General features: G+C 73.0%; 18 protein-coding genes. 10 read left to right on the forward strand and 8 right to left on the reverse strand.

Annotated elements, in window-relative coordinates; all coding sequences use genetic code 11:
- Positions 1–39: 39 nt before the first annotated feature.
- A complete protein-coding gene (locus tag ACFYUZ_RS17755; RefSeq protein WP_389310146.1) occupies positions 40–1,584 on the reverse strand; it encodes a serine/threonine-protein kinase in 1,545 nt (514 codons plus the stop codon).
- A 127-nt stretch (positions 1,585–1,711) separates the two neighbouring features.
- Here ACFYUZ_RS17755 and ACFYUZ_RS17760 point away from each other — a divergent pair, with 127 nt between their 5' ends.
- The 7 genes from ACFYUZ_RS17760 to ACFYUZ_RS17790 all read left to right on the forward strand — a co-directional run bounded on the left by ACFYUZ_RS17760 (position 1,712) and on the right by ACFYUZ_RS17790 (position 10,924).
- The gene (locus ACFYUZ_RS17760) at positions 1,712–2,293 is read left to right on the forward strand and encodes a TetR/AcrR family transcriptional regulator (protein ID WP_389310148.1); all 582 of its coding nucleotides are present in this window, start codon (positions 1,712–1,714) and stop codon (positions 2,291–2,293) included.
- Positions 2,294–2,539: 246 nt separating this feature from the next.
- Positions 2,540–3,700, forward strand: a complete 1,161-nt coding sequence (locus ACFYUZ_RS17765; protein WP_389310150.1) for an agmatine/peptidylarginine deiminase — start codon at positions 2,540–2,542, stop codon at positions 3,698–3,700.
- A 227-nt stretch (positions 3,701–3,927) separates the two neighbouring features.
- Entirely contained in the window at positions 3,928–5,115 is a 1,188-nt protein-coding gene (locus ACFYUZ_RS17770) for an agmatine deiminase family protein (protein ID WP_389310152.1), read from the forward strand.
- A 244-nt stretch (positions 5,116–5,359) separates the two neighbouring features.
- The gene (locus ACFYUZ_RS17775; protein ID WP_389310154.1) at positions 5,360–6,520 is read left to right on the forward strand and encodes an agmatine/peptidylarginine deiminase; all 1,161 of its coding nucleotides are present in this window, start codon (positions 5,360–5,362) and stop codon (positions 6,518–6,520) included.
- A gap of 298 nt (positions 6,521–6,818) precedes the next feature.
- On the forward strand, positions 6,819–7,838 hold the full coding sequence (locus ACFYUZ_RS17780; RefSeq protein ID WP_389310156.1) for an MsnO8 family LLM class oxidoreductase: 1,020 nt from the start codon (positions 6,819–6,821) through the stop codon (positions 7,836–7,838).
- A 104-nt stretch (positions 7,839–7,942) separates the two neighbouring features.
- Positions 7,943–10,303 (forward strand): ATP-binding cassette domain-containing protein, encoded by a 2,361-nt coding sequence (locus tag ACFYUZ_RS17785; RefSeq protein WP_389310158.1) that lies wholly within the window; start codon positions 7,943–7,945, stop codon positions 10,301–10,303.
- Positions 10,304–10,504: 201 nt separating this feature from the next.
- Complete coding sequence (locus ACFYUZ_RS17790; RefSeq protein WP_389310160.1) at positions 10,505–10,924, forward strand: GNAT family N-acetyltransferase; 420 nt, start codon at positions 10,505–10,507, stop codon at positions 10,922–10,924.
- Between the two features lie 61 nt (positions 10,925–10,985).
- Here ACFYUZ_RS17790 and ACFYUZ_RS17795 read toward each other — a convergent pair whose 3' ends face one another.
- The 6 genes from ACFYUZ_RS17795 to ACFYUZ_RS17820 form a co-directional block, all read right to left on the reverse strand.
- Entirely contained in the window at positions 10,986–12,437 is a 1,452-nt protein-coding gene (locus ACFYUZ_RS17795; protein WP_389310162.1) for an MFS transporter, read from the reverse strand.
- A 209-nt stretch (positions 12,438–12,646) separates the two neighbouring features.
- Entirely contained in the window at positions 12,647–13,474 is an 828-nt protein-coding gene (locus ACFYUZ_RS17800; protein WP_389310164.1) for a tyrosinase family protein, read from the reverse strand.
- A gap of 22 nt (positions 13,475–13,496) precedes the next feature.
- The gene (locus tag ACFYUZ_RS17805) at positions 13,497–13,889 is read right to left on the reverse strand and encodes a tyrosinase cofactor (RefSeq protein ID WP_389310166.1); all 393 of its coding nucleotides are present in this window, start codon (positions 13,887–13,889) and stop codon (positions 13,497–13,499) included.
- Positions 13,890–14,183: 294 nt separating this feature from the next.
- Positions 14,184–14,933: a succinate dehydrogenase/fumarate reductase iron-sulfur subunit gene (locus ACFYUZ_RS17810; protein WP_389310168.1), complete on the reverse strand. Its 750-nt coding sequence runs from the start codon at positions 14,931–14,933 to the stop codon at positions 14,184–14,186.
- Entirely contained in the window at positions 14,930–16,906 is a 1,977-nt protein-coding gene (locus ACFYUZ_RS17815; RefSeq protein ID WP_389310170.1) for a fumarate reductase/succinate dehydrogenase flavoprotein subunit, read from the reverse strand. The genes ACFYUZ_RS17810 and ACFYUZ_RS17815 overlap by 4 nt, the downstream gene beginning before the upstream one ends.
- 1 nt (position 16,907) lies before the next feature.
- A complete protein-coding gene (locus tag ACFYUZ_RS17820) occupies positions 16,908–17,534 on the reverse strand; it encodes a succinate dehydrogenase cytochrome b subunit (protein WP_389310302.1) in 627 nt (208 codons plus the stop codon).
- A gap of 195 nt (positions 17,535–17,729) precedes the next feature.
- On the opposite strand from ACFYUZ_RS17820, the gene ACFYUZ_RS17825 reads away from it, so the two are divergent.
- On the forward strand, positions 17,730–18,608 hold the full coding sequence (locus ACFYUZ_RS17825; RefSeq protein ID WP_389310172.1) for a LysR family transcriptional regulator: 879 nt from the start codon (positions 17,730–17,732) through the stop codon (positions 18,606–18,608).
- Positions 18,609–18,701: 93 nt separating this feature from the next.
- On the opposite strand, the gene ACFYUZ_RS17830 is transcribed toward ACFYUZ_RS17825, so the two are convergent.
- Positions 18,702–19,715, reverse strand: coding sequence for a helix-turn-helix domain-containing protein (locus ACFYUZ_RS17830; protein ID WP_389310174.1), 1,014 nt, complete (start codon positions 19,713–19,715; stop codon positions 18,702–18,704).
- Positions 19,716–20,042: 327 nt separating this feature from the next.
- On the opposite strand from ACFYUZ_RS17830, the gene ACFYUZ_RS17835 reads away from it, so the two are divergent.
- On the forward strand, positions 20,043–20,450 hold the full coding sequence (locus tag ACFYUZ_RS17835; protein WP_389310176.1) for a hypothetical protein: 408 nt from the start codon (positions 20,043–20,045) through the stop codon (positions 20,448–20,450).
- A gap of 189 nt (positions 20,451–20,639) precedes the next feature.
- Positions 20,640–21,584, forward strand: coding sequence for a hypothetical protein (locus ACFYUZ_RS17840; RefSeq protein ID WP_389310178.1), 945 nt, complete (start codon positions 20,640–20,642; stop codon positions 21,582–21,584).
- Positions 21,585–21,671: the final 87 nt, after the last annotated feature.

Genomic DNA, 21,671 nt, shown 5'->3' on the forward strand with positions numbered 1-21,671 from the left:
ACTGAAAATTCAGTCAATGATCACATCGGGACCATGCCCCTACTGATCACTGCGGTAGCGCTCGAACGCCGCCGTGACCGCCCCGCCACCGGCCCGGGCCTCTATCAACCGCACGACGACGATGTTCTTCCCGTCGGAGCTGCGGACGCAGAAGGGCCGCTCGTCGGCCAGGTCCGCGAAGGCGATCCGGGTGACCGGTTCCGTGTCGATGCCCCGCACGCAGTCGGCGGGGCCGAGCTCCTCCGTCGCGGAGACGAAGGCGTCGCCGTCCTCCGGGAGGACGAACTCCGACCGGTCACGCGCCAGGTACCAGGTGGCGGTGTCCGCGGGAACGACCTTCCCGGACCTCAGGTCGAATTCGTAGGAGGCATCGGGGGAGGTCAGCTCCACCTCCTTGCCGACGGACGCATAGGAATCGGCCGAGGGGTACGACGGGCCGGACCCGGCGGCGTCGCCCCCGGCCGGCCCGTCGAGGAGGTAGACGGCGCCACCGGCCGTCACGAGGGTCGCCAGCACGGCGAGAACCGTCACGACCAGGCGGCGCCGACCCTTCCGCGCCCGACGGCGCGAGGAGGGCTCGACCGGGGCGTCGGTCCCGGGCCGCGGAGGCAGAGGCGCCGGGGCCGGGGCCGGCGCCGCGAGGGTGGGCTGAGCGTGGACGGGCGCCGGGTGCGTCGCCCGCCCCGCCACCTCGCTGCTGATCGACTGGGGCAGCCATCCCTCGGCGAACTCCGGGCGGGGCCCGACCAGGGGATGGGCGTGAACGGCGGCGATCAGGTCCGCCGTCGTGGGGCGGTCCTCCGGTCGTTTGGCCAGACACCAGGCCAGCAGATCGCGCAGGTCGTGCGGCACGCGGGCGAGGTCGGGCCGCTCGTGGACCACCCGGTACAGGGCGGCCGACTCCGGCCCCGCCCCGAAGGGGGCCTCGCCGCTCGCCACGTACGCGATGAGCGCGCCGAGCGCGAACACGTCGGTGGCCGCGGACACCGGCTTCCCCAGCGCCTGCTCGGGGGCCATGAACGCCGCCGTACCGATGCTCAGGCCGGTTCCGGTCAACGCGACCGCGTCGGCCGCGCGCGCGATGCCGAAGTCGATGACGCGGGGCCCGTCCTCCGCGATCAGCACGTTGGCGGGCTTGAGGTCGCGATGGACGACGCCGGCACGATGGATCGCCTGAAGGGCCTCGGCGACGCCCGCCATGAGCAACAGCACCGTCCGCACCGGGAGCGGGCCGTGGCGCTGGACCACCTGGTGCAGGGACGGGCCGGGGATGTAGGCGGTGGCCAGCCACGGGGTCGGAGCGTCCACGCCCGAGGCGACCACCTGCGCGGTGAACAGGCCGTGGATGCGCTCGGCGCTGGCCACTTCCTGGGCGAACCGCAGACGGAACTCGGGGTCCCCCGCGAACTCCTCCCTCACCGCCTTCAAGGCGATCGGACGGCCGCCCGGGGTGTGCGCCAGATACACCACGCCCATGCCGCCCGCTCCCAGCCGGGCCTGGAGGCGGTAGCCACCGATCTCTCGCGGGTCGTCGGCCGTCAGCGCCGCGTGAGCAGGCTGTGCACCAGGAAGCTGAGCGGACATGCGGTGGCTCTTTCGACGATGTGGAACGAAGGGCGTGTCGACTGATGCGACTGACGCATACTGGCTCTAACTAAAGATTCAGTCAATATGCGACACTGTTGGTTCAGACCACCGAGGAGGGGATCACGTGGCGACGGATCGCCGAGGGGCCATCTTGGAAGGTGCCGCCCGAGTCATAGCACGGCGGGGAGTGCGCGGGCTGCGCATGGAGGAGCTGGCGACCGAGGCCGGGGTGTCCACCGCGCTGATCTACTACCACTTCAAGGACCGGGCGGGCGTCCTCCGCCACACCCTGGAGTTCATCAGCGACCGGGCCGACCGGTACACGTCCGACGAAGACGGCACCGCCGGACCGCACGACGCCCGGCAGGAGCTGGAGCAATCCCTGCTGCTGGAATTCCAGAACCTCCCGGAGGTCCGCGAGAACAGCACGGCCTGGGGCGAGCTGCGCGCCAGCGCGGTCTTCGAGCCCGAGTTGCGCGGGGACCTCGCCAGGGCCACGCTGACCTGGATCCACGATGTCGCGGACCTCCTGGGCTGCATCCGGCCGTCGGCTCCCGCACCGGCCCTCACGGCGGCCGCGGAGAGGCTCACCGGCCTCCTGGAAGGTCTCAGCACCCGCTGGCTCAGCGGCGCACTGCCTCTGGACCACGCCCGCGAACTGGTGAAGGAGGCGGTCTCCATCGAGGTCGAGCGGCTGGACCGTTGAGAGGGGACGCCCGGGACGGCCCCACGGGGGCGGCTCCGCTCCGGGAACATCCACTCGAACTTGACTGAATTTTCAGTCAGTGGCAGAGTGATGACACACCATACTCGGCCAGGCGTCACCGACCGTTCAGAGGGCCGGGCCCGCACCCCGTGGACGGCCGATGGACCCGCCGTCCACGCCCCCGCCTCCCCTGATGCCCGCCGCCGATTCCCTGGCCCCGCGTGCCTTTCACGATCGGAGACCCCGATGTCAGACCTCCGCCCCTCCCGCCGCTCCGCTCTGCGTCTGCTCGCCGGAATCGGCGCGCTCACCCTCGGTGCCTCGGCCTGCGGCCCCGGCGACCCGGGCCCCTCTGGAGCCGCGGGCACCACCGGCCCGGGTGTGGGGACCGGCGAGGAGCGGCGTCTGGGCGCCGAGTGGGAGAGCCACGCCCGCACCTTCATGGCATGGCCCGCACTGGAGTCGGTCTGGGAGGACGACCTCCCTTACGTGCGTCAGGACATCGCACGGATCGCCCGCGCCGTCTCGGAGTACGAGTACGTCGTGATGATGGCCCGGCCGGACCAGCTGGCCGCCGCCCAGAGGGCCTGCGGCAAGGGCGTCGAGGTCGTCCCCCTCGCCGTCGACGACCTGTGGGCCCGTGACACCGTCCCCGTGTTCGTCGAGGAGGGCGGCGAGGTCGCGGGCGTCGACTTCAACTTCAGCGGCTGGGGCGACAAGCAGGTGCACGACAACGACGCCCAGGTCGGACGGAAGCTGCTGTCGAAGTACGGGGTCCCCCGCATCCGGACGTCGCTCGTCGCCGAGGGAGGCTCCTTCGAGACGGACGGCGAGGGCACGCTCCTGATCACCGAGAGCTCGATCGTCAACGACAACCGCAACCCGGGCATGTCCCGCGCCCGGATCGAGGCCGAGCTCAAGGAGCTCCTCGGCATGGACAAGGTGATCTGGCTGAAGGGCGTACGCGGCGAGGACATCACCGACGCCCACGTGGACAGCCTCGTCCGCTTCACCGCGCCCGGCGTGATCCTCCTGGACCGCGCCTTCCCGGGCATGCCGGCCGACTCCTGGTCACGCTCCTCCGACCAGGCCAAGGCCGTGCTCAGCGAGGCGACCGACGCACAGGGCCGAAGCTTCGAGGTCATCGACCTCCCGCAGCCGGACCCCGACCGGATCACGGGCTACAGCGACGACTTCCTGTCGACCTACGCCAACTTCTACATCGGCAACGACGCGGTGTACATGCCGAAGTTCGGCGACAGGAAGGCCGACGACCGCGCCCGGGGCATCCTCCAGGAGCACTTCCCCAAGCGCGACATCGTGCAGGTGAACATCGACACCATCGCCACCGGAGGCGGCGGGATCCACTGCTCCACCCACGACCAGCCCGGCAAGCCGGTCGATTGACCACGGTTCGGCCGACCGCCACCCGGGGCGGCCCCTCCTCCGAGGCGCACAGCCGCGGCGCGACCACGGACCTGCCCGTCACCTCGACGGGCGGGGGAGCGTGCTCGTCCCCGCCGCCTTCATGAGGGGCGCCCTGCGGGCTTGCCGCGTCGTCGACGAACGGCCGTCGCCGCTCCTGCGCGCGGCACCGCGTCCCGCGCGCCGTCGGCGGATAGCCTTGCCGCCCCGTGATCGGAGGCGCCGTGCACCAGTTCTTCCCCACCCGACGCACCGCCCTGCGCGCCTTCGCCGGTCTCGCAGGCGGCCTTGCCCTCGGCGCCACGGCGTGCGGCTCCGACCACTCGGCCCGGGCCGGGGCGAGCCCCGTTCCGAGCGGCTCCGCGCCCCCCTCCGGCACCGGCGGTGGGCGCAGGTTCGGTGCCGAGTGGGAGAGCCACACGCGGACGTTCATGTCCTGGCCGGCCCTCGCCTCGGTGTGGGGGGACGAGCTGCCCCGCGTACGGGAGGACATCGCGCGGATCGCCCGGGCGGTGGGGGAGTTCGAGGCCGTGGTGATGATGGCCCGTCCACAGCAGGTGGCGGCGGCCCGGCGGGCCGTCGGCTCGCAGGTGGAGGTCATCCCCCTGGAGGTCGACGACCTGTGGGCCCGTGACACCGTGCCCGTGTTCGTCGAGGACGACGGCGAGCTGATCGGTGTCGACTTCAACTTCAACGGCTGGGGCGACAAGCAGGAGCACGGCAACGACGCCCAGGTGGGTCGCAAGCTCCTGGCCCGGTACGGCATTCCGCGGGAGCGGGCGCCGCTGGTCGCCGAGGGCGGCTCCTTCGAGACCGACGGCGAGGGCACTCTGCTCGTCACCGAGAGCTCGATCGTCAACGACAACCGCAACCGCGGCAAGACCCGGGACCGGATCGAGGACGAGTTGATCGAGACCCTCGGCGTGCAGAAGGTGGTCTGGCTGGCCGGCGTCCGCGGCGAGGACATCACCGACGCGCACGTGGACAGCCTCGTACGGTTCACCGCACCCGGCGTGGTCCTGCTCGACCAGGCGTTCCCCGGCGCTCCCCCGGACTCCTGGTCCCGCTCGGCCGACCAGGCCCGCTCCGTGCTCGACAGGGCGACCGACGCCCGGGGCCGGCGCTTCGAGATCGTCGACCTGCCCCAGCCCGACCTCGACAGGATCACCGGCGAGGGCGACGACTTCGTGTCCACCTACGCCAACTTCTACGTCGCCAACGGCTCGGTCTTCCTGCCCCGCTTCGGCGACCGGACGGCGGACGACCGGGCCAAGGCCATCCTTCAGGAGCACTTCCCCCGGCGGGAGGTCGTGCAGCTGCGGATCGACACGATCGCCTCCGGCGGCGGAGGCATCCACTGCGCCACCCACGAGCAGCCCGGCGAGCCCGACGCCTGACCGGACCCGCCGACCGGGCCGACGGCCGGGGTGCGGTGCGGTGCGGCGGGTGGCGATGCCCCGAGGGAACGTTGCCGCGCCGTCCCCGCACAGGGCGCCCGCTTCGGCCCCGACTCACCCCGTGCCCTGCCCGTCCGAGCTGCGGCCGCAGCGACCCCCATAGTATTGACTGAATTTTCAGTCGAGGTCAGGATGGGCGACGCAACCCCGACCCCTCACCCCAACCCCTCACCGAAGGACCTCCATGGCCACGCCCCTCACCTCCCGACGCCGCCTTCTCCAACTCGGCGCGTCCGCCGTGCCCCTCGCCGCCCTCGGGTCCGCGCTGCCCACGACCGCCGTCGCGGCCACCGCCGGATCGGGCGCCACTCTGCGGATCCCCGCGGAGACCGACCCTCACGTCCGCACCTTCATGGCCTGGCCCGCGCTGTCGTCGGTCTGGTCCACGCAGCTCGACGGCGTCCGCAACGACATCGCGCGCGTGGCCTACGCCATCTCCCGGTTCGAGCCGGTCGTCGTCCTGGCGCGCCCCTCACAGGCCGCCGACGCCCGGTACGTCTGCGGCTCCGGCGCGTACCACGGCATCGAGGTCGTCGAGATAGCCAACGACGACCTGTGGATCCGTGACTTCGGCCCCACCTTCGTCGTCGCGCCCGGCGCCGTCGCCGGTGTGGACACCAACTTCAACGGGTGGGGCAAGACCGGCACGAGCTACTACCAGCCCTACGCCAACGACGCCGCCGCGGCCACGACCCTGCTCGGCCGGTACGGGGTCAACAGGATCCAGGCTCCGTTCGTCGGCGAGGGCGGCTCGCTGGAGACCGACGGGCAGGGCACCCTGATGGCGACGGTCAGCTCCATGGTGAACAGCAACCGGAACCCGGGCATGACCCAGGACCAGGTGGAGCAGTCGATGAAGTGGGCCCTCGGCGTCGACAAGGTCATCTGGGTCCCCGGTCTGGCCGGTCAGGACATCACGGACTGCCACATCGACTGCCTCGCGCGTTTCGTCGCGCCCGGCAAGGTGATCCTCGACCAGCCCGGCCCCGGCACCAGCAGCAAGTGGGTCGCCGTCTACAACGAGACCAAGAAGGTCCTGCAGAGCGCCACCGACGCGCAGGGGCGCCGACTGGACATCACCGAACTCCCCGGACCCGACCGGCGGTACATCCGAGGAAGGGGAACGGACTTCCTGTCCAGCTACACCAACTACTACACCGTGAACGGCGCCGTTCTGGTGCCCCAGTTCGGCGACGGCTACGCCGACGGCGTGGCCTACGACATCCTGCGGGCCGCGTACCCCGGCCGGACCGTCGTCCAGGTCAAGATCGACAACATCGCCAGTGGCGGCGGCGGCATCCACTGCGCCACCCAGTCCCAGCCCGCCGTGCCCGCGGCAGGCTGACCCACGGTCACGAGGTGACACGGGGCGGTGACCGGCCCGGCACCGTGCCGCTCGGCCCGGCGCGCCGCCGTCCTTCTCGTCGCCGCCACCACACCGACCACCTCACCAGGTCGGTTCGGTGTGGTGGCGGGCAGGTAGGTCATCCGGCATCCGGTCGGCTCGTCGGCCTCCGCCCGGCCCGGTCCCTCCTGCTCGACGAACTGCTCGACGAACCGCTCGACGAACTGCTCAACGAAGCGGAGCGGGCAGGGGTCGCTGGAGCGGGAAATCTCCTCCCGTCCGGCGCGTTGAACCCTCCATGAGCACCTTCCCCGCCGGCATCCGCTTCTCCGTCCTCGACCGCTCCCGCACCCGGGAGGGCGAGGACCCCGCCCAGGCGCTGCGCGCCACCGTGCGCCTCGCCCAGGAGGTGGAGGCCCTCGGTTATCACCGCTTCTGGGTGTCGGAGCACCACGGCGTGCCCGGGGTCGCCGGTTCGGCGCCCACGGTGCTCGCCGCCGCCGTCGCCGCCGCGACCTCAGCCGTCCGGGTCGGTACGGGAGGGGTGATGCTCCCGAACCACCGGCCGCTCGTCGTGGCCGAGCAGTTCGGCGTGCTCGAATCCCTCTTCCCCGGCCGGATCGACATGGGGATCGGCCGGTCGGTGGGCTTCACGGACGGCGTCCGCCGGGCCCTCGGCCGGGACAAGGACGACGCCGACCGGTTCGGGGAGCAGCTCGCCGAGCTCCTCGGCTGGTTCACCGGCGAGCAGACGGCCCACCCCCAGGTGCACGCCCGGCCCGCCGAGGGCCTGCGGGTGCCGCCCTTCGTCCTCGCGACCGGGGAGGGCGCCGGGATCGCCGCGGCCGCCGGGCTGCCGCTGGTCATCGGCGACCTGCGCGGACGCGAGCGGCTGCTGACGGCCGTGGACGCGTACCGCGCCGCCTTCCGCCCGTCCCGGTGGGCCGCCGAGCCGTACGTGGTCGTCGCCGGGACGGTCGCGGTGGCCGCCACCGAGGCGGAGGCACGGCGGCTGCTGATGCCGGAGGCCTGGTCCCTCGCGTACTCCCGCACCCTCGGCGTCTTCCCGCCGCTCGCCGCGCCCGAGCGGATCGAGGGGCTGCCGATGACGGAGAAGCAGCGCGGCTTCTACGAGGCGGGGCTCGACGGACACGTGCACGGCACGGAGGAGCAGGTGACGGAGGCGCTGGAGCGGGCGGTGAAGGAGACCGGGGCGCAGGAGGTCATGATCACCACGAGCACGTACGACCGGGCGGCGCTGAGCGGGTCGTACCGCCGTCTCGCCCGGGCCGTCGGTCTGACGCCGCGGGCCGCCTGACGGCGCCGGAGGAAAGCCGTCGGCGTCCGCCAGCGACCGCCGGGACCGTCGAGCCCCAGGGGAGCCACCAGGGCAAACGCGGACCATTCGATAAGGTCGCCTCCATGCACGACACCCCCCACGATCCTTACGTCCGCGTCCGGGGCGCCCGCGAGCACAACCTCGACGGGGTCGACGTCGACATCCCGCGCGACGCGCTCGTCGTGTTCACCGGGGTCTCCGGCTCCGGCAAGTCGTCGCTGGCCTTCGGGACGATCTACGCCGAGGCGCAGCGCCGCTACTTCGAGTCGGTGGCCCCGTACGCTCGGCGGCTGATCCACCAGGTGGGGGCGCCCGCGGTCGGCGAGATCACCGGGCTGCCGCCGGCGGTCTCCCTGGAGCAGCGCCGGTCCTCGCCGAACGCCCGGTCCTCCGTCGGCACGGTGACCACCCTCTCCAACTCCCTGCGGATGCTGTTCTCCCGGGCCGGCCGCTATCCGGAGGGGGCCGTGCGGCTCGACTCCGACGCCTTCTCCCCCAACACGGCCGCGGGCGCGTGCCCTTCGTGCCACGGCCTCGGACTGATCCACGACACCAGCGAGGAACTCCTCGTCCCGGACCCCGGTCTGTCGATCCGCCAGGGGGCGATCGCCGCCTGGCCGGGCGCCTGGCAGGGGAAGAACCTGCGGGACGTGCTCGACACCCTCGGCCACGACGTCGACCGGCCGTGGCGGGAGCTCGACGCGAAGGACCGGGAGTGGATCCTCTTCACGGACGAGCAGCCGGTCGTCACGGTGCACCCGGTGCGGGAGGCGGACCGCATCCAACGCCCGTACCAGGGCACGTACATGAGCGCGCGCCGCTACGTCCTGCGCACCTTCTCCGACTCGAAGAGCCCGTCCCTGCGGGCGAAGGCTGAGCGGTTCCTCACCAGCGCGCCCTGTCCGGCGTGCGGCGGCGGCCGGCTGCGGCCCGAGGCGCTCGCGGTCACCTTCGCCGGCCGGAACGTCGCCGAGCTCGCCGCGCTTCCGCTCACGGCCCTGTCCGGCCTCCTGTCGACGGCGGCGGCGACGGAGGACGCCCCGGAGACCGCGCGGGTCCTCACCGCGGACCTCGTCGCCCGGATCGGCACGGTCACCGAACTCGGCCTCGGCTACCTCAGCCTGGACCGCGCCACGCCCACCCTGTCCAACGGCGAGCTCCAGCGGCTGCGGCTCGCCACGCAGCTGCGTTCGGGCCTCTTCGGCGTGGTGTACGTCCTCGACGAGCCCTCCGCCGGGCTGCACCCGGCCGACACCGAGGCCCTGCTCGTGGTCCTCGACCGGCTCAAGGCCGCCGGGAACTCGGTCTTCGTCGTCGAGCACCACCTCGACGTCGTACGCCACGCCGACTGGCTCGTGGACGTCGGCCCGCGTGCCGGAGTGCACGGCGGGCGGGTGCTGCACAGCGGTCCGCCGGAGGAACTGGCAGGCGTCGAGGCGTCCGCGACGCGGCGGTTCCTCTTCGACCGGGCTCCCGCGCCCGCGCGGACGGTGCGGGAACCGACGGGCTGGCTGCGCCCGGGGCCGGTCACCCGGCACAACCTGCGGGCGGTGGACGCCTCCTTCCCGGTCGGCGTCCTCACCGCGGTCACCGGCGTCTCGGGCTCCGGGAAGTCCACCCTCGTCGACGCGCTGACCGGGGAGGTGGAGGGCGTGGGCCGTCTGGTGACGGTGGACCAGCGTCCGATCGGCCGCACCCCCCGGTCCAACCTCGCCACGTACACGGGGCTGTTCGACGTCGTGCGCAAGCTCTTCACGGAGACCGAGGAGGCGAAGGCGCGCGGCTACAAGGCGGGCCGCTTCTCCTTCAACGTGCCCGGAGGGCGCTGCGAGACCTGCCAGGGAGAGGGCTTCGTCTCGGTGGAGCTCCTCTTCCTGCCCAGTACGTACGCGCCCTGCCCCGACTGCCACGGCGCCCGCTACAACGCCGAGACACTCCAGGTGCGGCTGCGCGGCCTCACCATCGCCGAGGTCCTCGACCTGACCGTCGAGTCCGCCGCCGCCTTCTTCGAGGACACCCCCGCGGCGGCCCGGAGCCTGCGCACCCTCCTCGACGTGGGCCTCGGCTATCTGCGGCTCGGACAGCCGGCCACCGAGCTCTCCGGCGGCGAGGCACAGCGCATCAAGCTCGCCTCCGAGCTCCAGCGGCCGCACCGCTCCCCCACCCTGTACGTCCTCGACGAGCCGACGACCGGTCTGCACCCGGCGGACGTCGAGGTCCTGATGCGCCAGCTGCACGGCCTCGTGGACGCCGGACACTCGGTGATCGTCGTCGAGCACGACATGGACGTCGTCGCCACCGCGGACTGGGTCGTCGACCTCGGCCCGGGCGGCGGCGACCGGGGCGGGCGGATCGTGGCGGCGGGTCCCCCGGACCGCGTGGCGCGGGCGGCGGACAGCCGCACCGCGCCGTACCTGGCCCGGGCCCTCTCCGGGCGGCCCTGAGGAGCCCCTCGCACGGGTCTGCCGGGTCTGCGCGGGGCGTCCGCTCGCCCGGGTCCTCGGCCGGAACGCCTTCGCCGACATGTTCGGCTGCACGGCGGTCCCGCCGCCGGGCCGGGAGCCGGTCTTCGTCCTCGAAGGCCGGCGGATGGTCCGGCCGCCGGTGCGCTGCCCGGAGCGGCCCGGGCCGCGGCCGGCACCGAAGTGGTCGAACCCGGCGCGGCCGACGTGCCCGAGGTGCCCGACCTGACCGCGCGCACGCGGCCGGGGCCGTTCTGGCCGCGGACCCGCGCACTCGGCACCTGTCTCGGGATCCGGGCGGGCGGCAGGCTGGTGGCCATGGCGGGCGAGCGCAGCGGGATGGGGGCGCCCCCGGCCGAAGGCCGGGGGAGCCTGCGGCCGCCGGGCCGGACCGAGATCAGCGCCGTCCGCACCGGCCCCGAGGCGCGGGGACAGGGGTGCGCCGCCCTCCTCCCGGGCGCGCTCGTCGCCCGCGTCCTGGACCGGCACGAGCACCCCTTGCCGCACGTGGCCGAGAAGAACACCGGGGCGATCGCGCTCTACGGGCGGCTCGGCTTCACCAGCCGGAAGCACGTGGCCTTCCGCGGCTTCCGCATCCCGTGACGGCGCCGGGACGTGCTCGGCGGCGCGTCCGCCGCGACGGGTCCGTCCGGGCGCGCGGGGGTCAGCGGCGGGCGGCGCGGCGGCCCGCCACCACGTCGGCGAGGGCCGCGGCGAGCGCGGCCCCGACGAAGGCGATCGAGACGAGGAGGCCGTGGTCGTAGGCGGTGGCCCAGCCGTCCTGGGCGACCTGGTCGAAGAAGACCGATCCGACCGCGGCGATGCCGATCGCCGAGCCGACCCGCTGGCCGGTCTGCAGGGTGCCTCCGGCGCTGCCCGCGCGGCGCACCGGCACCTCGGAGAGGGTGAGGGTCTGGTTCGGGGAGATCACCAGGCCGCTGCCGAGCCCCGCGAGGAGCAGCGGGGCGAGCATCGCCCAGCCCGCGCCCCGGCCGGGCACCTGGTGCACCGCGAACGCCGTACCGGCGAGGCCGATCGTCACCATCACCAGGCCCAGGACCACGAGCGGCCGGCCGAAGCGGTTCACGAGCCGGCCGCCGATCCCGGCCGCGAACGCCGCGCCCAGGGCGAAGGGGGTGATGGCGAGTCCGGCCTGGAGCGCGGTGTAGTGCAGTCCGTTCTGCAGGTAGAGCGTGCTGACGAAGAAGATCGAGGTGAAGCCCGCGAAGTAGAGCAGGATCAGCAGCGAGCCGAGCCAGTAGGACCGGACGCGGAAGAGCTCCAGTTCGACGAGGGGCTCGTGGCCCGACCGCGCGCAGCGGCGCTCCCATCCCACGAAGGCCGTGAGCAGCGCGGCGGCGACGAGGACGAGCAGGTACTTCCCGTTCCCGGACCACTGCTGGGACTGGACGAAGGGCAGCAGCAGGGCGAGGACGCCGGCGCCGAGGAGCACCACGCCGACGGGGTCGAGGCGGCTGAGCCGCACCGGCTTGGCGTCCGGCGTGTCGGGCAGCAGCCGCCGGGCGAGGAACAGGCACACGATCCCGATCGGGAGGTTGACGTAGAAGACCCAGCGCCAGCCCTCCTCGGCTCCCGCCACCTGGATCAGCAGCCCGCCGAGGAGGGGGCCGACGGCGGTGGAGATGCCGACGACGGTGCCGAACATCCCGAAGGCCCTGCCGCGCTCGGCCCCCCGGAACATCTGCTGGATGAGTGCGGAGATCTGCGGTGAGACGAGGCCTCCGGCCGCTCCCTGCACCAGCCGCGAGACCACCAGCCAGAGGCTCGACTGGGCCGCTCCGCAGGAGGCCGAGGCGAGCGTGAAGAGCGCGAGGCCGACCATGAAGACGCTGCGTCGGCCGCGCGCGTCGCCGAGCCGTCCGCCCGGGATGAGGGAGAGGCCGAAGGCGAGCGAGTACCCGGAGAGCACCCACTGGAGGTCCGACTCGGCGGTGTCGAGCCCGGAGCGGATGGAGGGCAGCGCGACGTTCACGATCGACACGTCGAGGAGGGTCATGAAGCCCGCGACGAGGCAGACGCCGAGCGCCTTCCACCGGTTCGGGTCCGGTTCCTCCTGCTGCCGGCACGGTGCCTGCGCCGACTCTTGCCGGGTCACGTGTCCTCCTCGTTCCCTCGGTGCGGCCCGGTGGACGGCGCGCGACACGGACCGTGCGCGCCTCGCGGCCTGCGAAGGCCCGGGTACCCGGCGCGGGCGTCCCCGATTCCTCCTTTTCCCCTGGATCATCCGTTGATGTCGGCAAATGCCCCGTCCCCGCCCCGGGCGCCCGTGGGGGCGCCCGGGGCGGGGGGAGGGTCCGGAGCCCGTCAGGCCGCCGTGTCGAAGGTGTAGTGGGGCGTGTGGTCCAGCATGTCCGCGGGGGTCACGTCGTTCCACGGGCGCATGGTGTCGTGGAGGTCCACGACGTTCCGGGTGCCCGCGGCCGGCAGGTACGCCGAGCGGGGGTGGCGGGCCTGCCATTCGGCCCACAGCTTGTCGACGAAGGCGTGGTGCAGCCAGAAGACGGGGTCGTTGGGGGAGACGCCGGTGGCCATCTGGCCGCCGACCCAGACGTGGACGCGGTTGTGGAGGTTCACCCCGCGCCAGCCCTCCAGGTGGTTGCGGAAGCCGTCGGAGGAGCTGTTCCAGGGGGCGGTGTCATAGGTCTCCATGGCGAGGACGGAGTCCACCTCGGCGCGGGTGGGGAGCTGTCGGCCGCCCGCGCCGAGGTCGCGCCGCAGGTAGTCGCGTCCGTCGACGCGGACGTTGATCGGCCAGCGGCCGCCGGTCCGGGCGAAGGAGCCGTCCGTGACCTGGCCGTCCCGGGCTCGGCCGGTGCCGCCGAGGAAGTCGGGCGCCCACAGCGAGGAGCGGGAGGTGCGGTCGGCGGTCCAGTCCCAGTAGGGCAGGGTGACGGTCGCGTCGACGGACTTGAGGGCCTCCTCGAACTCCAGGAGGAAACGCCGGTGCCAGGGCAGGAAGGACGGCGAGCGGTGGCCGACGCGGTCGCCGTCGTCGGTGTCGCTCATGATGAAGGCGTTGTGCGTGGTGACGAAGGTGTCGTACCGCCCGGAGCGCTTGAGCTCCAGGAGGGCGGCGACGAAGCGCCGCTTCTCGTCGGCGGTGAGGGTGGCCTGGTTCTTGCGCACGGTCATGGTGGTGCCGCTCCTGGATCGGTCAGCCGAGGGTGAGGGGTACGAGCGGGGCGCCCTGGAGCTCCCGGACGGCCGCGCGGGCCAGCGCCCTGGGCGTGGCGACGGGCTCGTAGTGGTTGATCACGCTGATCCAGGTGCCGTCGGCGTTCCGCATGACGTGCAGTTCCCGACCGTCGATGGTGACGGAGTAGCCGCCCCCGTGGTGTCCCCCGTGGTGGCCGCCGCCGTGCGCGGGCCCGCCCTGGATGCGGCGGCCCTGGTAGACCTCGTCGAAGGAGGCCGGGTCGGAGTCGGCCGCCGGGGCGGCCGCGCGGGGAGCCGAGGCGGCGGCCGGGCCCGCCTGGGCGAGGACCGCGACGGCGCCCGCGGCGCCTGCCGCGACGCCGAGGGCCCGGCGGCGGGTGATGCTGGACATGAGAAACCCCCAGATGGTCTGTACGACCGGGGGTTTGGTCATATGCCCCCGGCAGGACCCATCAGTACCCGGGGGCGTCGGCGCGGCGGAAATCTCCGGCCGGCGGTTGGTCGCGAAGTGGTCAACTTGCCGCGAAAAGTGCAATTTTGAACGGATGCGATCTTGCTGTTCCGGTGCGCGGGAGCACCCCGGAGCGAAGATCTTGCGGAGAAGATGATCATTCCGTGAACGATCTTTCGCGCCGGGGTGCCGCGTGTGGCGGAGCCCACGCCCTCGGATTGTCCGGATCCGGCCTCAGCCCCGGCCCGCCTTCCGCCGCGCCCGCAGCCACTCCCTGTTCATCGCCGCGATCGACGGGAGCGGGATGCCCTTCGGGCAGGCGGTCGCGCACTCGCCCGTCAGGGTGCAGCCGCCGAAGCCCTCCGCGTCCATCTGGGCCACCATGTCGAGGACCCGGGTCTCGCGTTCCGGGGAGCCCTGGGGCAGGACGTTCAGGTGGTTGACCTTGGCGGAGGTGAAGAGCATCGCCGAGCCGTTCGGGCAGGCCGCCACGCACGCGCCGCAGCCGATGCACTCGGCGTGCTCGAAGGCCGAGTCCGCGTCGGCCTTCGGGACCGGTGTGGCATGGGCTTCGGGGGCCGAGCCCGTCGGGGCCGTGATGTAGCCGCCGGCCTGGATGACGCGGTCGAAGGCGGAGCGGTCGACGACGAGGTCCTTGACGACGGGGAAGGCGGACGCGCGCCAGGGCTCGACGTCGATGGTGTCGCCGTCGCGGAAGGAGCGCATGTGGAGCTGGCAGGTCGTGGTGCGCTCCGGCCCGTGCGCGTCGCCGTTGATGACGAGGCTGCACGCGCCGCAGATGCCCTCGCGGCAGTCGTGGTCGAAGGCCACGGGGTCCTCTCCGCGCAGGATGAGGTCCTCGTTGAGGGTGTCGAGCATCTCGAGGAAGGACATGTCGGGCGAGACGCCGTCCACCGCGTAGGTGACCATGGCCCCCTCGGTGTCGCCGCTCTTCTGGCGCCAGACGCGCAGGTCGATCCTCATGCGTAGCTCCGCTGGGTGGGGTGGACGTACTCGAAGGTGAGGTCCTCCTTGTGGAGGACGGGGGCGGATCCGGCGCCGTGCTCGCCCGGGGGACGGCCCCCGGCCCCCCGGAACTCCCAGGCCGCCGCGTACGAGAACTCCTCGTCGCGGCGGGCGGCCTCGCCGTCCGCCGTCTGGGACTCCTCGCGGAAGTGGCCGCCGCAGGACTCGGCGCGGTGGAGGGCGTCGAGGCACATGAGCTCGGCGAGCTCCAGGTAGTCGACGATCCGGTTGGCCTTCTCCAGGGACTGGTTGAACTCCTCGCCGGTGCCGGGGACCTTGACGCGGCGCCAGAACTCCTCGCGGATCTCGGGGATGCGGCGCAGGGCCTCGGTCAGGCCCTCCTCGGTGCGGGCCATGCCGCAGTACTCCCACATGAGTTCGCCGAGTTCGCGGTGGAAGGAGTCGGGGGTGCGGTCGCCGTCGACGGAGAGGAGGAGGTTCAGGCGGTCCTCGGTCTCGGCGAGGACGTCGCGGACCGCCGGGTGGTCGTCGTCGAGGGGTTCGCTCGACGGGTGGCGGGCGAGGTAGTCGTTGATGGTGGCCGGGAGGACGAAGTAGCCGTCGGCGAGTCCCTGCATGAGGGCGGAGGCGCCGAGCCGGTTGGCCCCGTGGTCGGAGAAGTTGGCCTCGCCGATGGCGAAGAGGCCGGGGATCGTGGTCTGGAGGTCGTAGTCGACCCAGAGTCCGCCCATCGTGTAGTGCACGGCGGGGTAGATCCGCATGGGGACCTCGTACGGGTTCTCGGCGGTGATCCGCTCGTACATGTCGAAGAGGTTGCCGTACTTCTCCTCGACGGCCTTGCGGCCCATGCGGCGGATCGCGTCGGCGAAGTCCAGGTAGACGCCCTGGCCGCCGGGGCCCACTCCCCTGCCCTCGTCGCAGACGTTCTTCGCGGCGCGGGAGGCGATGTCGCGGGGGACGAGGTTGCCGAAGGAGGGGTAGATCCGCTCCAGGTAGTAGTCGCGCTCGTCCTCGGGGATCTCGGCGGCGGGACGCGTGTCGCCCTTCGCCTTCGGCACCCAGATGCGGCCGTCGTTGCGCAGCGACTCGCTCATCAGGGTCAGCTTGGACTGGTGGTCGCCGGTGCGCGGGATGCAGGTGGGGTGGATCTGGGTGAAGCAGGGGTTGGCGAAGTACGCGCCGCGCCGGTGCGCCCGCCAGACGGCGGTGGCGTTGGAGTTCATGGCGTTCGTCGACAGGTAGAAGACGTTGCCGTAGCCGCCGCTGGCGAGGACGACCGCGTCGGCGAAGTGGGTGGAGATCCGTCCGGTGATCAGGTCGCGGGCGACGATGCCCCGGGCCCGCCCGTCGACGACGATCAGGTCGAGCATCTCCGTACGGGCGTGCATCTCGACGTTCCCGGCGGCGATCTGCCGGGACAGCGCCTGGTAGGCGCCGAGGAGGAGCTGCTGCCCGGTCTGGCCGCGGGCGTAGAAGGTGCGGGAGACCTGGACGCCGCCGAAGGAGCGGGTGTCGAGGAGTCCGCCGTACTCGCGGGCGAAGGGGACGCCCTGGGCGACGCACTGGTCGATGATCTCGACGGAGATCTGGGCGAGGCGGTGGACGTTGGACTCGCGGGCCCGGAAGTCGCCGCCCTTGACGGTGTCGTAGAAGAGGCGGTGGATGGAGTCGCCGTCGTTGCGGTAGTTCTTGGCGGCGTTGATGCCGCCCTGGGCCGCGATGGAGTGGGCGCGGCGCGGGGAGTCCTGGAAGCAGAACTGGACCACCTGGTAGCCCTGCTCGGCGAGGGTGGCGCCGGCGGAGCCGCCGGCGAGGCCGGTGCCGACGACGATGATCCGGTGCTTGCGGCGGTTGGCGGGGTTGACCAGCTTCGCCTCGAAGCGGCGGGTGTCCCAGCGGTCGGCGACGGGCCCGGCGGGCGCCTTGGTGTCGGTGATCGGCTCACCGGTCGTGTAGTCGAGGTAGCTCATGTCAGCTCACCACTCCGGTCATGACGGCGACGGGGACGGAGACGAAGCCCGCGGTCAGGACGAGCGCGAGGGTGTTGGCGAGCACCTTGAGGAGGCGCTCGCGGCGGGCGTTGCCGACGCCCAGGGTCTGGGCGGCGCTCCAGAAGCCGTGGCGGACGTGGAGGCCGAGGGCGAGCATGGCGGTGATGTAGACGACGTCGCCGTACCAGGTGGAGAAGGTGTCGACGACGTTCTGGTAGGGCTTGCCCTCCTCGAAGCCGCCGGGGTGGGCGGTGCCGGTGGTCAGGTCGAGGAGGTGCCAGACGATGAAGAGGGCGAGGATGATCCCGCCCCAGCGCATCGTGCGGGTGGCGTAGGAGGCGCGCCTGCGGCGGTGGACGTACGCGGTGGGGCGGGCCCTCAGGTCGCGCCGGCTGAGCTGGTACGCGGAGACGGCGTGGGCGACGACGGCGGCGAGGAGCACGACCCGGACGATCCAGAGGGCCCAGTGGTGGTGCAGGACCGGGGCGCCCATGACGCGCAGCCAGTGGCCGTAGGCGTTGAACTCCTCGGGGCCGAAGAAGACCTTGAGGTTGCCGGCGACGTGGGCGACGAGGTAGCCGAGCATGATCAGCCCGCTGACGGCCATGACCGTCTTCTTGCCGAGGGTCGACGACCAGAATCCGCGGGAGGGTGTGGGGGACGGCGGGCGGGCTGCCGTCCGCTCCCTCGTGGGTGCCAGAGCCATGTCCTCGACGCTAGGGCCGGAGGACCCGAGAGGTCCAAGACATGGTCCGGCTCATCTCGATAGGCTGTACCTATTCACGTCCTCTACGCTGGCGCCATGCAGTTCCAGCAGCTCCTCTACTTCGTCGCCGTGGCCGAGACCCGTCACTTCACCCGGGCCGCCGAACGCGTCCACGTCTCGCAGCCCTCGCTCTCCCAGCAGATCAAGGCCCTGGAGCAGGAGCTGGGCGCGGAGCTGTTCAGCCGCGCCCGGGGGAACATCACCCTCACCGACGCGGGCGAGGCCCTGCTGCCGCTCGCGCGGCGGATCCTCGCCGACACGGAGACGGCCCGCCTGGAGGTGCAGGAGCTGGCCCAGCTGAAACGGGGCCGGGTGCGGCTGGGGGCGACGCCGAGCCTGTGCACCGGGCTCCTCCCGGACGTGCTGCGGACCTTCCACGACCTGCACCCGGGGATCGAGCTCCTCATCGAGGAGGGCGGTTCGCACGACCTCGTGCGGGAGCTGGCGCGCGGGGCGCTCGACCTGGCCCTCGTGGTGCTGCCGCTGCCCTCCCCCTCGCCCGCCCTGACGACGGTCGAGCTGCTGACGGAGGACCTCGTCGTGGTCTCCGCCGCCTCGGAGCGGTCGCCGCGGCGGCCCGTACGGATCAAGGACCTGCGGGACCAGCCGCTCGTGATGTTCCGGCACGGCTACGACCTGCGGGAGCTGACCGTGGCCGCCTGCCGGGCGGAGGGCTTCGAGCCCACGTTCACCGTGGAGGGCGGGGAGCTGGACGCCGTGCTCGGTTTCGTACGGGCGGGGCTCGGGCTCGCGGTCGTGCCGGCGATGGTCGCGGCGCGCGCGGGGCGCGACCTGCGGGTGACGGCCCTCGCGCGGCCGGGCCTGCGCCGCACCATCGCGCTGGCGCACCGCAGCGACGTGGCGCCGCCGAGAGCGGCCCGCGAACTCCAGAAGCTGCTGCTGCGCCGCACCTGACGCGCCCACCGGACGATCGGGGAGGCGAAGGCCCGGGAAGCGCCCGCGGCCGCGGCCCGCGCTTCCCGGAGCCCTCGCGCGCGCACGCCCTCGTCAACGACCGGGGGTGACCGGGGACGACCGGGAGCCGTGCGTGGCGCCCAGTCGGTAGCGGGCCGGCGAGAGGCCCGTCTCGCGGGCGAAGACCCGGTTGAACTGCGAGGCCGTCCCGAGGCCCCAGCGCGCCCCGATGACGTACGCGGCCAGGTGCCGCAGCGCCGGGTCGGCGAGGTCCCGGGAGCAGCGGGCGACGCGGCGGCGACGGATCGTCCCGGACACCGTGGTGCCGTGCTCCTGGAAGATCCGCTGGAGGTAGCGCAGCGAGATGCCGTGGACCCCCGCGATCCGCTCGGGCGTGAGGTCCGTGCGCAGGTTCTCCTCGATGTACGCGCTGATCAGCAGGAAGAACTGCTCCGAGCGCGACTCCGGTGCCAGTGGGGGCGTCCTCCCCAGCCGGGCGCCCAGTGCCGTGGCCGTCAGGTCGATCAGACTGGTGCCCAGGCGGGACAGGTCGGACGGCGACAGCGTGCGGTGCTCCTCGTTCACGCTGCGGAGGAGATCGGCGAGCACCCGTCCCATGCCGCTGCTCGTGGACAGGGGCGTGCCCAGGAGCCGGTCCACGTGGTCGCCCGAGAGCGGCAGCAGCCGTTTCGGGAACTGCAGGACCATGGAGCGCGAGAGGCCGTCGCCGCTCCCGACCCACGCGTCGAAAGGCCTCGAACTGTCGTAGACGACCATCTGTCCGGGCCGCAGCAGGACCCGGTTGCCCACGTGGTCGATCCCCTGCCGACCGCTTCCGATGACGGCCACCTGGTAGAACTCCGGGTCCGACTGCCGGATCATGCGGGGCGTGCGGCGCGAGACGAGCGGGCTGTAGCGCATGGACGACAGGGCGGCGCTCCCGAGCTCCAGGCTCAGGATGCTCGCCCTCGCCTCTTCCGCCCCTCCGGCCCCCGTGCCCCGGGCGAAGCTGATGTCCGTCGGTATGAGAGCCGTCGACGTGAGCTCCCACCAGGCTGCTGTCCGGTCCTCCACGGGAAGGTCCGAGGTGTCGAAAACTGTGGGCATGGCCCGTCCCCCTCCGCGCTCTTCGGTCTGGAGCGCGTCCAGCACGGTAGCGAGCGCCCGGGCCTTCCAGGAGGAGGCAATCGGTCAACGCCCGGCGGGCCCCGGCCGACGGACGGGCGTCCGTCGGGCGCCCCTCCCCCGCCGCCCGGCCTTGTGCGCCGGATGCCGACCGTTGTGCGCGTGGTGCCGATGCGACGGGACGGGAGAGCCGGAACGATCCGGAGGTGACTCGCCTGCCCCACGGGGCGTGCGAGGCATGTGTCCGCGCGGGCCGCACCAGCAGGTTGACCGAGGGGGAGACCCGGCCCGCCGGAAGGAGGAAGCGTCATGAACGTACGTCGTGTGATCGTCGGCGCCACCCTGGCCACCGCGCTCGGCGGCCTGTTCCTGGTGTCGCCCGCGACGGCCGCGCCCGAGGGGACCCAGGCGTGTGCCACCAAGTCGCTGACCACCGGCTACCAGAAGGCCGGGACGACGGTGAGCAAGTCGTCGTCCAGCAGCTGCAACGACCTGAACCTCACGTACTCGAACGACTCGACGTCCACCTACGGGGACAGCTACCGGGGCTTCTACAAGACGTCGAGCGGCTGGAAGGGCGGCAGCCGGGGCTACATCTGGGCGAGCGACGGCAGCCACAGCCCGTGGATCGTCCTGCTGTCGGACGTCGCGGGCGGCACGACGATGGGCGTCGGCAGCGAGATCGACGGCGGGGACAGCGTGACCGTCGCGCACTGAGGCACGGGCGCGCCGTGGCCGCGGCGCACTGAGGGACGGGCCGCCGTGGCCGCGGCGCCCTGAGGGACGGCGGCCGGGTGTCATGCCCGGCCGCCGTCCCGCGCCGCCCGCCCCGGGAGAACCGCCGGACGCACCACCGCCCGCCCGTCATCCTCACCGCATCCCCGGAGTCCTACGAAGGAGAACCGCGTGTCGGACCAGCGCGATACCGGCCGGACGTCACTCCGCTCGACGGCACTGCTCGCCCTGGCGGGCGTCCTGACGGCCGTGGCCACGTCCTGCGGCCCGTCCGGAGCCGGCGGTACGGACGGACCCGGACGGGCCGCCGAGTCGGTCCGCACCGCCCAGCCACCGCCGTCGACGGAGGAACGGCCGGCCCGCGTCCGGTACGGCGTACCGGACGACATCGTCCCGATGCTCTTCCCGGCCACGGGCGCGGAGACCCGCCAGACGCAGGGGCTCGACGGGTTCCTGGACCTGGCGCGGTACGTCGGCACGCGCCGGTGCGCTCCGGGGAAAGGGTCCGCCGGAGCGGCCGACGGACCCCCGCCGATGTTCGTGCGGCGGTTCGCCGTACCCGACCTCGCCTACGTCGCGGCGCACGGTTTCACCAGTCCCGAGGTCCCCGCCCCGGCCGGCCCGGGACCCTCCGCTCCCCCGGTCGCCGCCTCCGGCCCGGCGCCGTGCGCGCCGGGCGGTGCGGGTGCGGACGCCAGCGAGGTGGGCAGGGGTTTCGCGGATTTGCGGGCCGAGTGGTGGCGCGCGCTGGCCCGGCTGGACGACGACCCCGAGGTGCGCCGGGCGTACGGGGAAGCCGGCGGATGCCTGGCCCCCGGGGTCCGGGGCGTCGCGGGCGAGGACGCGTTCTTCTCCCGGGTGGACGCCAGGCTGCACGCCCTGGACGGTGCCGGCCGCGAGGCGGAGCGCGCGCGGGAGGACAGGCGGCTCGGCGCGCTGTACGCCCGCTGCATGGGTCCCGTCGAAACCGTACGGGAGCGCCTGCGCGCGCGGCACCGCCAGGGCTTCCTCCTGCGGCACGCGGACCGGCTGGCCGTCCTGCGCCGCACCCTCCCCCGGGACGTCGCGCGGCTGGAGAGCCGTTACGGGATCCGCTTCAGCTCTCCCCGGCTCTGACGGAACCGTCCCGCGCGGCCCTCACGCACCCCACGGCCTCGTCCCGGCCGGCCTCCGCCTCGGCCCGCGGAGCGCGGACGGCCTCCG

It is taken from the genome of Streptomyces sp. NPDC004266 (genome assembly GCF_042874095.1).
Classification (GTDB): Bacteria; Actinomycetota; Actinomycetes; order Streptomycetales; family Streptomycetaceae; genus Streptomyces.